Consider the following 15,359-nt stretch of genomic DNA (forward strand, 5'->3'; position numbering starts at 1 on the left):
TTTATCTCTCTTTATAATGAAAATAGCGAAAGAAAGACGGTTTCTTTTGCCCGCTCAAATCTTGCGAACAGACACCGACAAACGTGCCGGTGAAACGAATATAGTCAGCATCGTCATCAGACAGGTGGCCGATATCGATTTTTCCACCGATTTCTTTCCACTCGTTCTCAAATTCTGTATAGAAAAACTGTAACCATTGATTGTCTATCGTTGCCTTCAACTTCACAGACGAGGCGTTTAAAGGAATGTCATTATCCAACAGCTCATCATATTTTCCATACTTCGATTCGATGATTCCCAAGCATTTTCCTAATTCCTCATGGTGTGTCACCCGCAGATACACGTAGTCATCTGTATCATAGTACACAATCAACCCAGCCATTTGTTGAAAATGATCAGGTGAAATTTCTACTTCCGTTTCTATATCCGCATGGAAGTTTTCCAATCTGCGCGCGAGCAGGCTTTGGTAATGTGTAGATTGCATGGACTCTCCGCCTGTCAATCTCAAGTAACCTGGTCTTTCTGTTAGAGATACCCAATCTTCTGTAAATGGCCTGCGTAGAGAATTCCAATATTTCTTCAATGTATCTTCCGAAAAATCATCGTAGTTGTTTTCCGGGTCAAACGGGTGCTCTTCTAGATTTGGCGCCTCTACTTCTGTTTGCGGATGCGGCCCGCCTTCCACTCGAAGCCAGTCATCATCTGTCCAATAGCATTTTTGCAAAGCAGTTTCCCTGCCCAGGATACATTTTTTATCGACAACTGGCCGGCCGCACAAATGCGCCATATACCATTCGCCCGTCTGGGTCTCTACCAAACTGCCATGACCAGCTTTTTGAAGCTCGCTTAAATCCTCTTGGTTCGATGTCAGAATCGGATTAGCCGGATCTATTTCATATGGACCGAATAAAGAAGTAGAGCGGGCAACTGTCACTGCATGGGTGTACCATGTTCCTCCCTCTGCTGTAAGTAAGTAATAGTAACCATTCCGCTTATAAAGATGTGGTGCTTCTGTCAAACCAATATTTGACCCCTTAAAAATGTTCCGGATCGGGCCGACTAGCTTCTTCTCTTCCGGAGAATATTGCTGGAGCGCGATTCCGGCGAAAGAGTTCGTTCCTTTTCTAAAATCCCAAATCATGTTGACCAACCATTTTGTCCCATCTTCCTCATGATAAAGCGATGGATCGAACCCGCTGCTGTTGAGATAAACCGGTTCCGACCATGGACCCTCGATATTCTGCGCTGTTACCAGATAGTTATGTGTGTCTTTGAAGGCCCCTGTTCTACTTTTCACATCGGTGAAGATAAGGTAAAACAGGCCGTCCTTTTCCGAATAACTCAAGGCCGGAGCCCAGACACCGCCCGAGTCAATATTACCGATCATGTTTAGTTGGGAGGACCTTGTCAACGGGTAAGTCAACAGCCTCCAGTTGATCATGTCCTTTGAATGATGGATTTGGACACCCGGAAACCACTCAAAAGTAGAAGTCGCTATATAGTAGTCATCCCCCACTCTGAGGATGGATGGATCCGGGTGATAACCTGGCAAAATTGGATTGGTTATTTTCTTCATAGAGATTCTCCCCTCGTGTGAAGCAGAACTGGCCTGATCCAGTCCTGCAACATAGTAATTGAACGTTCAAACTCCAATAAATCATTGTGCGTTCCTTGCTCTTAAATCTTCTATGATCTTCGGATATTTTTTATCCAGATTATAAAAGGCCAAAAGGATCATAATTAAGACGGTGATCCCCATTGGAATATAGACAAAAAGTGCCTGAATCGACAGAATCGCTGAACCGGATTGCACACTGCTTCCGCCGACATAACCACCGTAGGCTAAGACCCAGCCAATAATGGCGGTACCAAGACCACTTCCGACTTTAATTCCCATACTGCCACCGCTATAGACCATTCCTTCGTTACGGATACCGGTTTTCCATTCCCCATACTCGATGGTATCGCCAAGTAGAGCGAACATGCTTCCATTGATAGGAGCTTTTCCTATTCCCCTTACGACAGTGCCGATGACGATTAACGTGATGCTTGATAAATCAATCAACATAATCAGGTAACCGACGATGGTTATAATTTCCCCGACGATAATGGCATTTCTTTTTCCAAATCTCTTCGTTATTGGCGCAACAATGGACATTCCGACAAGGATAAACACGGTATAGGCCGTTGTAACGAGACCAACCAACAAGGGATTATCCAAAATATACTCCGCATAATAAACAACTGCTCCAGAGTTAAGTGCATTAAATATATAGGTTAATAGAATAAAAGCACTGGCAAGCGCCCAATACTTATTTTTACCAAGCGTTTTCAAACTGTCTTTCAAAGGAACCGTTTTCTTTTGTTGTTCGACACTTACTGGTTTGACTCTTTCTTTTGTTGTTTTGAAAGTGAAAATGAATAGAGCAGTTCCAATCGAACCAAAAATCATGAATGTAATCACCCAGCCAAACTGCTGGCCGCCAAGTGCATTGGCTATTGGAAGTGTTAAGTTACTGACAACGAGCACACCGATCAAAGCGATACTCATCCGGAAGACGTTTAGGACTGAGCGTTGGTATTGATCCTGTGTTATCAGGGAATTCAATGTTCCATAAGGGACGTTTAATCCGGTGTAAACTAGACAAACAACGTTATACGTAATTGCTATGTACACTACCTGCCAAGTTGTACTAACATCCGGTACCATAAATAACAGAACAGCTGAAACTGCAAATGGAACAGATAACCAAAGCAGCCAAGGGCGCGCTTTTCCGTGCTTGGACTTTGTCTTATCAATAACGTAGCCCATCAGCACATCGGAAACACCATCAAAAATCCGGGAAAACAGCATAATCGAACCGACGATTCCTGCTGCAATTCCAATTACATCCGTGTAGTAGTAAACAATAAATGTACTCATCGCTGTCCATATGAAGTTGCTCGCTAAGTCACCAGTACCATATCCTACTTTTTCAAGAAGTCCTATTTTTTCATCCGCAGCCTTCCCAGCCTTTTTTTCATCTGGTATTTTTTCAGCGGTAGAATTAATTGCCATGTATATTCCTCCTTCTAATATAACGCTTACAAGATTTGCTTGAAGGGACGCCAACTTCAATCTCCTGGAGTATCCCGACAAATTGCCAGTCAAACGTTTACCCTCCATTATCCGACTAGTATTTATACGTGTGATTTTTCTCTAGCTAATGCCTTCTTACCTGCTTCTAAAATTTCTAAAATCCTATCTGTATCGTAGACACTTCCCCGCCATGTACCGCCACTAGCCGCCTGCAGTGCAGCCCAAAGCCGCGTATCATCAGGTAAATCTTTATGTGGCTTCAATTCAGGGTGTGGTTCGCGTTCATCCAAGACTGATGCTCCCTCCTCAGGAGAAATCCGCTTGGATTCTGTACCGATAAAGTTCACACCACCAACAAGGTTCCGGCAATCAACCTCTATCTCGATTAAATCGCCATCGCGCAATTTCCCAATCGGTCCGTCTGCCAATGCTTCCGGACCGACATGGCCAATACAAGCTCCTGTCGATACTCCCGAAAAACGGGCATCCGTTATCAATGAAACGTTTTTTCCGAAAGGTAAGTATTTTAATGCTGAAGTCAGTTGATAAGTCTCTTCCATTCCGGTTCCAGCAGGACCGCCGCCGATGACTACCATAATATCTCCAGCAACAATCCCACCTGTTTTAATCGCTTTGATGGCTGATTTTTCGGATGTGAACACCTTGGCACTGCCTGTATGACGATAAAAACCTTGTTCATCAATAACCGATGGATCGATGGAAGTCGATTTTATGACAGATCCTTCAGGGGCGATATTTCCAGTCGGGAAAGTAACAGTAGATGTAAGTCCCCGCTTCTTCGCTTGGTCCGGGCTCATAATCACATCATCTGGGGAAACACCATCCGCTTCTTCCAATCTTTTTCTTACTTGTTGACGACGTTCTGACTGTTCCCACCAATCGAGGTTAACACCTAACGTGTCACCCGTGACAGTAAGCACATCTTCATGCAGGAGACCTAATTTACGTAAATGGAGCATCACTTCCGGTACGCCTCCTGCTAAGAATGCCCTTACTGTTGCATGGTTTTCAGGCCCGTTTGGCAGAACACTTACTAATCGCGGTGTCTTTTTGTTGATACGGACCCAATCCTCTACTGTCGGGATCTTGCTTTTGGCAGCATGGGCGATGGCCGGAATGTGCAGAAGCAAGTTGGTTGAGCCCCCGAATGCCGCATGAAGAACCATTGCATTTTCGATTGCTTTATCTGTAATGATGTCCTTCGTGGTGATTCCTTTTTTCTCCATTTCCAGAGCAGCTCTGGCGGATTGCTTTGCCATTTCCGCCCAGATTTTCTGTCCTGAAGGGGCAAGTGCAGAGTGTGTAATTGCCATGCCGAGCGCTTCAGCAACAACCTGTGATGTGCCTGCAGTCCCCAGGAACTGGCATCCCCCGCCAGAAGACCCGCATGCACTGCAACCAAGCTCGGCTGCTTCTTTCAGTGTGATTTCCTTATTTGCAAATCTTGCTCCGATGGTTTGTACTTTCCCAGCGTCTTCCCCGTTCGTAGCCGGCAGGGTGACACCACCGGGAACTATGATAGTGGGAAGATCATGCGTTCCAGCAAGAGAGATCATCATGGCCGGCAGCCCCTTATCACAGGTCGCTACTCCCATCACAGCCTGCCTTGTCGGCAAGGAACGAATTAACCTGCGCAAAACAACGGCAGCATCGTTCCGATAAGGAAATGAATCGAACATTCCCAATGTGCCTTGTGACCGTCCGTCACAAGGATCACTGACAAATCCGGCAAAGGGCACGCCTTTATGTTCGCGTATTTCTTCTGCAGCCGCTTTCATTAATAAGTCAACTTCCCAATGGCCGGTATGATACCCTAACGCCAAAGGATTTCCCTTGTCATCCCTCAATCCACCCTTTGTTCCGAGAATAAGCACTTGCGCCCCGAGTAGTTCTTTTGGGTTCCAGCCCATTCCGACATTTTGTGTCATACCAAACAAATCACCACTCGGAGACTCCTCGAGCATCTGCGGCGTAAGCGGCAACGCGCCGACAGGCCCGCTCGCGTGCGTTTTAACTTGATATGACGATTGATCATCATGTTTAAAAATTGTTTTTATTGACATCATGTGCCTCCTTAATGAAAATGCTTTTGAACTTTCTGCCTTCGGAGTTGGTCAAAATAAGATTGTTCACCTGTTGTCGATTCCTTAGGAAGCACCTCCGCTATTTCCAAAATCCCTCTCATTTGTTTTAATTTCTCTTCTCTTAACTTTTGCGATGGTGCCAAGACTTCTGTCGAAACGTTTATTCCACACATTTTAGTAGCTTCTTTGACGACGTTTACAAATGGGGAATCCAGCTTGTATAAAGAAGGCAAAATCGCCAATTTCCTATGTAATTCTGCGGCTTTAGACAAGTCGCCATTTTGACAAGCCTCGTAAATTCCTATCGAGAGCTGTGGGGCGAAATTCGCGCTCGCTGAAATCGCTCCATCTCCGCCTAGTTGCAATGTATTGAATAAGTGATCATCAAACCCGCAAAACACGGAAAAGTGAGGATGCTTCCCTTTGACTTTTGTAATGACTTCGCGAATATGACCAATTGAATCTACAGTATCTTTGATTCCTACAATATTTTCATTTTGATCAGCTATCTTTAAAACTAACTCGGGTGTTAAGTCCTGACCGGTTAAATTAGGAAAATTATAAAGAATGATCGGCAGGTTCACGGAATCGGATACTTGCTTGTAGTAGTTCAATAGATTCTCTTCTGTTAAGTTCCAATAAAATGGATTGATGACTACAATTCCATCCGCACCCACTCTCTCAGCATGCTGACTTAATCGGACAGATTCCCGTGTGCTTGTACTTCCGGTACCAATCAAGACTGGTACCCTCTTATTTATGTAATTTACGGCAAAAGAAGCAACTTTCTCTCTTTCTTGGACAGACATTTGTGAAAACTCGCCGCCTGTTCCCAAGAAGAACAAACCATCAACACCAGCTTCTATTAAATGATCAATGAGCTGACCCATTTGCTCTTTCTCTAACGTTCCTTCATCATTTACGATGGTTGAAACAGGTGGGATAATCCCTTTAAATCTTGTAAATGGATACATATTATTCCTTCCTTCCAAAAATTATCTCCTACTGCAACAGAAAAACTGTCTGTTTCTCTTTTTTGTTTTATATTATAAAACTACATTTTACTATATAGTATTTACAAATGAGATTATAGCATATCACTTATAAAAGTAAACCCTTTCAACTTAAGTGGTGGAATGATGTTTCTTGAATTATTAAAAAATAGTACAATAAGTGTATGTCGGAAAAATTTCACTCACGTTTTTTTATTGCAGCAAAGACTCTTGTGACCTTTACTGAAAATAAATGAACTTTTTAAACTAGTCGCAGTGTTAAATTATGAAAGAGGTAATGTTGATGCCAATCATTCAATCTGTCGAACGGTCTCTCTTGATACTGGACCTTTTCGATGAACATACAACAGAATTAAAGATTACAGATATCAGTGAACAAATGGGACTTCATAAGAGTACTGTCCACTCCCTGTTGAAAACGCTTGAAAAATTCCGGTATATAGATCAAAATCCGGAAAACGGCAAATATCGACTGGGGTTAAAATTAGTGGAACGGGGAAATTTTGTCATCAATACGATGGATATCAGGAAGGTAGCAAAGAAACACCTCCGTGAATTGTCTATCAAAACCGGCCAAACCTGTCACCTTGGTATATTGGATGGCAGTGCCGGTGTTTACATTGATAAAGAGGAAGGAAAGATGGCAGTAATCCGTTATTCGCGTATCGGTAGAAGAATACCGCTTCACTGTACGGCGATCGGGAAAGTACTGCTGTCCTTGCAGCCACCGGAAGAGGTAGAGAAACTGTTAGAAGGATATGAATACACACAGCACACCGTCCATACCATTAAAAATGAGCAGGAGTTACGGCATGAAATAAGTAAAACAGCGGAACTTGGATATGGAATCGATGATGAGGAAAATGAACAAGGTGTCCGTTGTATTGCAGTTCCTATCAAGAATCAAGATAACCAGGTACTTGCCGCTATTAGTATTTCCACTCTGGTTTCCAGTGTGGATGACCAGAAACTAAATTATTTTATTGAACTATTACAGAATGCCGGCCGGGAACTGTCGGAAGAATTGAAATACAGCTCACCGAATGTCTGATACAAACATCTCGTTCAAGTATGTATCCATTTTCAACTAAACATGCTAATTGAAAATAATCAACCTATTATTTAACTCGGTTGATAGATAGCAAAAAAAGACCACCCAGATTCTGGACGGTCTTTTTTGCGTTCCATCGTTTAAATTAATAAGGATCGGCTTCGTGGCTCTTCTGCACGGCATCTTCAGTTGCTTCATGCTGAGCGATAGAACCTTCGCCATACTTCGATTTACCTGATTCACGACCGGGAACTTTGTTGTCATCCTGCATTTCTTTCATTTCCATCATCTTGGCTTCAAGACCTTCTCTTACACGGCGACCATAGTCTTCATCAGCTTGAGTGAAATGGTCAATCATAGCGTCTTGAATCCTTTTGTCGCATACTGCCAAGGCTTCGGAAAGGTTTTTTATCAATTCATCTCGTTCCCAATCCTCAAAACTGCGGTATGTTTCACCGGCTTGGCCGTAATTGTTAGGACGATCAATCGGCTCACTCATTACCGCCGCGTTGTAAGTTGGCTCATGTGGAATTCTTTCTGATTTATCCGCTTCTTTGAAGCCGCCTTTCATTGAAGGCTCGTAATTTATATGCGGATTGTCGCCCGATTCCCTCGGATCACGGGTATCCATTTGTCCGCGCTGCTGGTTTGTCCGGATACCTGTCTTCGGAGCGTTAACAGGTACTTTCAAATAGTTCGCACCCACGCGGTAGCGCTGTGTATCGGAGTAGGAGAAAGTACGTCCCTGCAGCATTTTGTCATCAGAAAAGTCCATTCCATCGACAAGGACCCCTGTACCGAATGCAGCTTGTTCGATTTCAGCGTGGAAGTCCTCTGGATTGCGGTCGAGCACCATACGCCCGACAGGAAGCCAAGGGAACTGATCTTCCGGCCAAAGCTTGGTATCGTCAAGCGGATCGAAGTCAAGCTCTGGATGATAATCGTCTTCCATAATTTGTACGAATAATTCCCATTCCGGATACTCGCCACGCTCAATCGCTTCATACAAATCCTGTGTGGCATGACCAACGTTTTTGGATTGGATTTCGTTTGCTTCTTCCTGGGTCAGATTTCGGATTCCTTGTTTTGGTTCCCAGTGATATTTTACCAACACTGCTTCCCCTTTATCATTAACCCACTTATACGTGTTCACGCCTGATCCCTGCATATGGCGGTATGTAGCCGGGATACCCCATGGAGAAAACAGGAAAGTAATCATATGAGTTGCCTCTGGCGTACGGGAAACGAAGTCAAACATACGCTCAGGATTCGGCACATTCGAAGCCGGATCCGCTTTAAAAGCATGAATCATATCAGGAAACTTCATCGCATCGCGAATAAAGAAAATTTTCAAGTTGTTTCCTACTAAATCCCAGTTGCCATCTTCTGTGTACATTTTCACCGCAAAACCTCGCGGGTCACGATCTGTTTCAGGAGAATGTTTAGCTCCTGCTACTGTGGAAAAACGGACCATTAGCGGTGTTTTCTTGCCGGCACCTGAGAATACTTTCGCACGCGTGTACTTCTCTACTGGTTCATCCCCGACTTTTCCATAAGTTTCGAAGTATCCAAAAGCTCCGGATCCTCGCGCGTGGACGACACGCTCTGGCACCTCTTCCCGGTCAAAATGGGAAATCTTTTCGATAAAATGGTAATTCTCGAGTGTGGCCGGCCCACGATTACCAACCGTACGAATATTTTGATTATCTGTTACCGGGCGGCCTTGACGTGTTGTCAAAGTGTCACGTTTAACTTCTTGGTCATTCGGAGCATTCATATCTTTGTCATTTGCCATAAAGAAACCTCCTTAAGAATTTAGTCACACTTACCTTACCTCTTTACAGAGAGTTTATTCTTTCATAAGTTATTAAAATTATTATCAACAAATAATTTATATAACTTATTCACTAACAATGATAATGCATTAACAAAACCGATGCAAATAAAAGGAATAAACATAGAATGGCTTTTTAAAACACCCACCCCATCCCTTAGTAAGCGCCTTCACATAACTTTACTTGCCTATTTAATATACCCTCCTCAAGAGTCTCTTTGAACAGACTCTTGACTTACACAACTTCTATCAAGTAATTTACCCTTACCCAAACGCGGACTTGTCCAAACGCTTTTTTTTTAATTAACCTTTTCACAAACAAGGAGAATATGCTGATAATTTATCCAATTCAGCTCATGATAACTCTATACATGTCCACTAATGCTTGAAGAATCAATTATCTCAATTAACCCGTACAAATCATGATAATATTTCCATCCGGATCGCTAATATTGAAATAGGCAAAGTCATCAAACTCTACGATATCAGTTTCTATTGCGCAGCCTAACTCTTTCACAAATTCATAAGATTCCCGGATTTCATCCGTATGAAAATTGAACAGTGGATTTGAAGATGGACTTATTTCTTTATGTTCTCCCGGAGGACCTGCGTCCAGTGTAAGCCCAGTATATTGATTCATCACTAAGTTATGTACCGGTTTTGCAACTTCTGTTAAGTCCACCTCTTGATTTAGTAATCGGCTGTACCATTGTACTGATTTTTTCAAGTCACTAACATGAATGAAAATAGTGTTAATTTGGTTCTTAATCGGTCTACTCAAAATATCCCTCCTGGGCATCTCATATTATCGTACTTGTTCGGAAAAGGAGATAGCCTCTTTTCTATTTACGTACATTCTATAAGAAAGACTCTTTATCCTCCCGATCAGGACGAAAAGAAGATATCGATGAGAAAATTCAGTATTTTATTACTTTTAACTTATCTGTTGTTTATTTGAATCAGCTCTGCTAAAATGCATTAATCAACTTCATACGATCCTTATATATCTATGGAAATATGGTCCATAAGTTTCTACCCGGCAGCCGTAAAATGCCGGACTATAAGGAAGGTCAGCGTGCAAAGGTGAAAACTAGGTGCATTCTTTTCTTTCTTTATAGATTGGGAGGATGCGCCTTTTTTTATTCCTGGAATGAGGTCTGACGTCTAACGAGAATAAGGGTCTATGAAGACATCCTAGGGAGGTCATCATGAATATTTTATCTGGTATATTATCGCTGGCAGGGTTACTGTTTCTGGCTTGGCTTCTAAGCAAAAATAAAAAAGCTATCAAATGGCGGACTATCATAACAGGTGTTGTATTAGAAGGTGCTTTCGTTTACTTTATGCTCCATGTGCCCCTTGGTCGCTGGATTCTTAAACATGCTGCCCTGGGAGTACAGCACGTTCTGGACTACAGCCAGGCAGGTGTCGATTTCTTATTTGGCGGATTGTTCGAGGAGGGAACCAATGTAGGGTTTGTTTTTGCGATTCAGGTTTTATCCGTGATTATTTTCATCTCTGCACTTGTCTCCGCACTCTATTATTTACGGATCATCCCTGTCGTTGTCCGCGGCCTCGGCTGGGTCGTCGGCAAGGTGTTCGGCACTACACGTGTAGAGTCTTTCAATACAGTCGGCAATACGATGTTAGGCATTGTAGAATCTCCATTACTCATCAGACCTTATCTGGCAAAACTCACCCGTTCGGAATTATTCACCGTTATGGTTGGCGGAACAGCTTCTGCGAGTGGTGCCATCTTGTTGTCTTATGCTCAAATGGGCATCGATATCAGGTATTTACTCATCTCCGTATTCTCCGTGCCATTTGTGGCTATTGTCATGTCTAAAATCATGGAACCTGAAACAGAGGAGTCTGTGACAAACAAGGATGTGACAATGGAATCCGCAGGCCATACGAACATTTTTGAAGCCATTTCGGAAGGAGCTGTCAGCGGAGTGAAGCTTGCTGCCAGCATTGGCGGGCTGCTTATCGCATTTATCTCTATTTTGGCTCTTGCAGACGGCATGCTCGGTATCTTTGGACTGGATTTAGCGACCATCTTTGGTTATGTATTCTACCCTTTTGCTTTGCTTGTCGGAATTCCTGTTGAAGATGCTTTTCGTGCGGCATCGATTATCGGCACAAAGCTTACAGCAAATGAACTTATCGCATTCCAGGACGTACTCAAAATACAAGATCAACTTAATCCACAAACGGTTGCGATCCTATCTGTTGCCTTGTGCAATTTTGCAAACTTTTCTTCTATCGGACAATTAATTGTGGGCCTAGGCTCCCTGGCACCTTCAAAGAAAAATCAAATTTCGTCTCTTAGTTTTAAAGCGATTATCGCAGGTACAATGGGGAGTTTTATCACAGCGATTTTTGTGAGTATGTTTATTTAATATAACCGGCAATGGTACACTAGATGGAACTATATTATAGGTATCGGCTATCCTTCTTCCCAATGAAAGAGATGGAGGATAGTCTGACTTCCTATAAGTTTTTCAGCCTCCTGGTAAAGTTCTTTTTTCCTTGTTGCTCCCCATTCGATTCTTCCCCTCTTAGAAGCTGTTATTAAATCCCCGCAGAATAAAATGGCTTCTTACTCTAACGTAAAAATATACTTTATCAAACTACACTAGATCAAATCGATTTTACTATTTATAGTGAATATTGCTGGAGGGATTTATGTTAATATTAACCTGGAATTTAGTTGAAAAGGGAGCTATGGACAATAAGAATAATAGATTCCCGTAGTGACAAAACATGACAAACTTGTAGGAGAGACTTACAAAATGATTCAAAGAATAATGTCGACAATGTTTTTGGCTGGCTTGCGTTTCTCCTTGCACCTAACAGTAAGAAAGAGAAGTGCTAAAAACAGGAAGAAAAGGGCTTATAAAGAAACAGTCAAAACAATGAAGATGCTCCATGAAAAGCTGATTGAGGGAAAGCAATTGAATGAAGACTTTACGATAGGACCAAAACCGGTCTCTACGAAAGCTACCAAACGAGTGCTAGCTGCATTTTTATCCCAAAAAGATAAACGGGAGGATGAAGATTTTTATTTGTATGCAGCCCAGACCTGGGTGAAGGACCTGGACCGAAAAAGCCGGAGGACTTCGATATTCTTTATTGTTCTATTCTTCGTTTTAACCTTTGGCACCATCGGCCTTACTCAAATAATCGGAGGCTTTGGAGGAACTCCAGCCCTGCTTATATTATTATGTACTATATTATCACCCGTCCTCGGAATCTTTCATGCAATGAGAACAAAAGGATGGCAGCGATGGGCACTGATTGTCATAAATGCCGTCATTCTTTACGGGTTCATTTTTTATTTTTTCGCTGTAAATTAGCTCAGAGTACAATACTCTGAGCCTTTTTATTCGAAGAAGTGATCATTAATTCTTCTCGAGTCTTTTTCTATGATTTAAGTCTATTACTATATCACCAATCCCCATTGCCATCAAACCGTTGATTAAAGCAAATAAAGGTATAAGCGGATTTACGTTGTCTGCGAAAAACGTCATTATCATGACAACGATGCTGACGACAACAAAAAGAATACCGATTATGTACAAAGAACGACCTACAAACAATATTTCACCACCCATCACACATTATTCCAAATGGAAATCACCCGAACTTGTTTTTACCTGAATTTGATACTTACCTTCCCCTTTTTGCCCCATCACTTCATGCTCGGCTCGTCGTTCATAATCTATCCCATCCATGTCTATGCGCTCATCTCCAGAACTAGAGGAATAATCGATTATAAACGAAGAAGGTGTCTCCTCAAAAGACAAGTCCACTTCCCCACTGGATGTATCAGCAAAAAAATCGCCCGCCAATTCAGAGTAGGTGAGATTCACATCCCCTGACGATGTTTTGGCTTCTGTGTGACCAAGTGATAAGTCCTCTCCGGATACTTCACCACTGCTTGTGTGGATCTCTGTCCTGCCCACCCCTTTAAGGTGACGCAGTGTTACATCACCGCTGGATGAACGGATATCCAACTCTTCATTGATTTGCTGGTTTTCCATTAAGATGTTACCAGAGCTTGTTTTTACTGACGCTACAGAGGATGCAATCCCATCAAGCTTTACATCTGCTGAGGATGTTTGCAATGTCAGCGTTTGAAACGCTTGATCAGGAACCGTGACGAACAAATCCAGAGAATCTTTGGCAAATAGCCCAAATGAAAAGCCCAGCCAGTTTTTCCTCTTATCAAGTTCAATCGACAACTCTCCACCTTTCAAGTTGACCTCAAAATCATGTTTTTTCCAAGCAGTAGTTTGACCAGCAAGCTCGACTTGCACCTGCCTGTTCTCTCCATTAATCAAGTGAACGTTAGTAAATGCTGTCTCGATGTTAATATCCTGCACCTGATCCCCAGGAAAAGACTCTTCCTTATGAACCTTCTCCTTACCGTTCCCTAATGCATCTGTCACTTGAATCGAAATCAATGTTCCTGCTGCCCCTAAAAACAAAACAATCAAAGCAAACCATGCTATCTTTTTCATATGCTTTTCTCCCCTTTCACAACGGAAATGTTAAATTGAATGTAACGAGTAAAATAGGGTACACCCTTTTTCACTGCAATAATTAAGCCTATGCCTATCAGGATACCTATAGCGCTTAAACATATCGAAAGAAAAAATGTAGGCCATATGTAATATATTTCTCCAAACCATAAATTAAATAAAAATATAAATGGAGAAACGGCTAACGCTATTGATGAAATGCCCACTGCTGCAAGTACTACAAGAAAAGTAAGGAAGGGTACAGCTACTAAAAGTCCATTAAATAAACTCAAACCTATCAGAGATAAAAGAACCCTGGCTATGTTAGATAGGGATTGATCCTTTTTTGCCTGACCGATCCGATAATCTGCTAGTAGTTCCTTGCCTATTTTGTGAGGGTCGCCTAATTCCTCAGCGATTTGCATATCTGTTTTCCCTTCTTCCCGGCCCAAACTGAAATGTTCTTCAAAATCATAAAGCATATCTGAACGTTCCGTGCCGGGCATCTTCTTCAGCGACTGTTCCAATTTGACAAGATACTGTTGCTTATCCACGATCCATCTCCTCCTCAATCAATTGATTGACAGCTATAGTAAATGCATTCCACTCTTTGATTAGTTCGTTCTTATAAATACGTCCCTTTTGGGTCAAGGAGTAGTACTTCCTGGATGGTCCTTCTTTTGACGGAGTGAAATACGTAGTTAAGTACTCTTCCTTGGTAAGACGTCTTAGCATCGGATATAAAGTGCCTTCAGCAATTTGTATATGTTTGGAAATGTTTTGAGCAAGCTCATATCCATATTGATCTTTCGAATCAATCATCACAAGTACACAAAGCTCTAAAGCTCCTTTTTTAAATTGAATATTCATTTCCACATCTACTCCACTTCAATCAGTATTGAATTATATTCACTAGGTATTTATTAAGGCGATTATATCCCATGCTACTGAATAATGCAAGGTAGTAAGAGTAAATGATTGAATTAATTTTTCACTTAACCCTGCGAGTTTCCCTCATAATTATAATGTGGAAATGCTGCAATAGGATTTCTTACTTGATAGATCGCCCTAGAAAAGATAACGTTGAACAACCAACGGCAAAAATCCTAGCGAAATACAAAAATAAGATGATGGACGGAATCAAGAATAGATTCTTTAACATGGTAATGTGAATCGATAGTAGGCAAAAATGTTTTTCTTTTTGTATGCGAGGTAACATTGCTTTTCTTTGCAATATGGGCAAATCTACCAGCTTCCCAAGTAAAGGATGTTATCTTTCTCCCGGAATAGGTCTTATACCTAATTAACGCTCGATTAATATTTGTGATAAATGACATCAGATCATCCAATAAAAGAACGCTATATAATAATTATACATAGCGTCCAGAATAGTTTCTTCAGTTATGAACATCAGCTTAACTACCAAAGAGGTTCTTCTTCATTCGATAACTCTATTAGAAATGGAAAAACTCCCATTATTAAAATACAATAAACAAGATAAACTCCGACTAAAATATAAGGTGAAATGTCTAAAAAATTCAGCAGAATAATGAAGGGAGTGAGAAAGGTTAAGAGAGCAGTTCTTCTTCTTGCTTGCTTTGTATAATACTGCTTTTCACCACAGTGAGGACATTCCATAGCTGTATTTAAGGTAATCATCTTTTTAAACGTTTGTTTCCAACTCCACTCTCTGCCACAATTTCGACAAGTTGGCATATGTTCATATCTCCTTTATTCCTAAACTCTTTTGC

14 protein-coding genes and 1 riboswitch are annotated in these 15,359 nt (G+C 41.8%); of the genes, 3 read left to right on the forward strand and 11 right to left on the reverse strand.

The features are described from left to right. Position 1: 1 nt before the first annotated feature. From CZ434_RS07590 to CZ434_RS07605, 4 genes are all read right to left on the reverse strand, one after another. Positions 2 to 1,576, reverse strand: a complete 1,575-nt coding sequence (locus tag CZ434_RS07590; RefSeq protein ID WP_077622571.1) for a glycoside hydrolase family 43 protein — start codon at positions 1,574 to 1,576, stop codon at positions 2 to 4. A gap of 81 nt (positions 1,577 to 1,657) precedes the next feature. Further along, complete coding sequence (locus CZ434_RS07595; RefSeq protein WP_077622572.1) at positions 1,658 to 3,058, reverse strand: MFS transporter; 1,401 nt, start codon at positions 3,056 to 3,058, stop codon at positions 1,658 to 1,660. A gap of 122 nt (positions 3,059 to 3,180) precedes the next feature. Continuing rightward, entirely contained in the window at positions 3,181 to 5,163 is a 1,983-nt protein-coding gene (locus CZ434_RS07600; RefSeq protein ID WP_077622573.1) for a YjhG/YagF family D-xylonate dehydratase, read from the reverse strand. A gap of 11 nt (positions 5,164 to 5,174) precedes the next feature. Next, positions 5,175 to 6,158: a dihydrodipicolinate synthase family protein gene (locus CZ434_RS07605; RefSeq protein WP_077625111.1), complete on the reverse strand. Its 984-nt coding sequence runs from the start codon at positions 6,156 to 6,158 to the stop codon at positions 5,175 to 5,177. Positions 6,159 to 6,480: 322 nt separating this feature from the next. On the opposite strand from CZ434_RS07605, the gene CZ434_RS07610 reads away from it, so the two are divergent. Next, positions 6,481 to 7,248 carry an IclR family transcriptional regulator gene (locus CZ434_RS07610; protein WP_077622574.1) on the forward strand — a complete coding sequence of 256 codons (768 nt, stop codon included), beginning with the start codon at positions 6,481 to 6,483 and terminating at the stop codon, positions 7,246 to 7,248. 145 nt (positions 7,249 to 7,393) lie between these two features. Here CZ434_RS07610 and CZ434_RS07615 read toward each other — a convergent pair whose 3' ends face one another. Continuing rightward, positions 7,394 to 9,043: a catalase gene (locus CZ434_RS07615; RefSeq protein ID WP_077622575.1), complete on the reverse strand. Its 1,650-nt coding sequence runs from the start codon at positions 9,041 to 9,043 to the stop codon at positions 7,394 to 7,396. A gap of 445 nt (positions 9,044 to 9,488) precedes the next feature. Then, positions 9,489 to 9,863, reverse strand: a complete 375-nt coding sequence (locus tag CZ434_RS07620) for a VOC family protein (RefSeq protein ID WP_095742904.1) — start codon at positions 9,861 to 9,863, stop codon at positions 9,489 to 9,491. Between the two features lie 198 nt (positions 9,864 to 10,061). Next, positions 10,062 to 10,163: riboswitch (purine riboswitch) on the forward strand. Positions 10,164 to 10,290: 127 nt separating this feature from the next. On the opposite strand from CZ434_RS07620, the gene CZ434_RS07625 reads away from it, so the two are divergent. Both CZ434_RS07625 and CZ434_RS07630 read left to right on the forward strand, forming a co-directional pair. Then, on the forward strand, positions 10,291 to 11,484 hold the full coding sequence (locus tag CZ434_RS07625; protein WP_077622577.1) for a NupC/NupG family nucleoside CNT transporter: 1,194 nt from the start codon (positions 10,291 to 10,293) through the stop codon (positions 11,482 to 11,484). Positions 11,485 to 11,877: 393 nt separating this feature from the next. After that, a complete protein-coding gene (locus CZ434_RS07630) occupies positions 11,878 to 12,441 on the forward strand; it encodes a hypothetical protein (protein WP_077622578.1) in 564 nt (187 codons plus the stop codon). Between the two features lie 45 nt (positions 12,442 to 12,486). On the opposite strand, the gene CZ434_RS07635 is transcribed toward CZ434_RS07630, so the two are convergent. From CZ434_RS07635 to CZ434_RS07660, 5 genes are all read right to left on the reverse strand, one after another. Next, positions 12,487 to 12,684, reverse strand: a complete 198-nt coding sequence (locus CZ434_RS07635; RefSeq protein WP_143262121.1) for a hypothetical protein — start codon at positions 12,682 to 12,684, stop codon at positions 12,487 to 12,489. Positions 12,685 to 12,705: 21 nt separating this feature from the next. Then, positions 12,706 to 13,608: a DUF4097 family beta strand repeat-containing protein gene (locus tag CZ434_RS07640; protein ID WP_077622580.1), complete on the reverse strand. Its 903-nt coding sequence runs from the start codon at positions 13,606 to 13,608 to the stop codon at positions 12,706 to 12,708. Continuing rightward, complete coding sequence (locus tag CZ434_RS07645; RefSeq protein ID WP_077622581.1) at positions 13,605 to 14,162, reverse strand: HAAS signaling domain-containing protein; 558 nt, start codon at positions 14,160 to 14,162, stop codon at positions 13,605 to 13,607. The genes CZ434_RS07640 and CZ434_RS07645 overlap by 4 nt, the downstream gene beginning before the upstream one ends. Further along, a complete protein-coding gene (locus CZ434_RS07650) occupies positions 14,155 to 14,478 on the reverse strand; it encodes a PadR family transcriptional regulator (RefSeq protein WP_077622582.1) in 324 nt (107 codons plus the stop codon). Before CZ434_RS07650 ends, CZ434_RS07645 begins: the two co-directional genes overlap by 8 nt. A 549-nt stretch (positions 14,479 to 15,027) precedes the next feature. Then, the gene (locus CZ434_RS07660) at positions 15,028 to 15,324 is read right to left on the reverse strand and encodes a TIGR04104 family putative zinc finger protein (protein ID WP_077622584.1); all 297 of its coding nucleotides are present in this window, start codon (positions 15,322 to 15,324) and stop codon (positions 15,028 to 15,030) included. Between the last annotated feature and the right edge of the window lie 35 nt (positions 15,325 to 15,359).

It is taken from the genome of Sediminibacillus massiliensis (assembly GCF_900156915.1).
In the GTDB taxonomy this organism is placed as follows: Bacteria; Bacillota; Bacilli; order Bacillales; family Amphibacillaceae; genus Sediminibacillus_A; species Sediminibacillus_A massiliensis.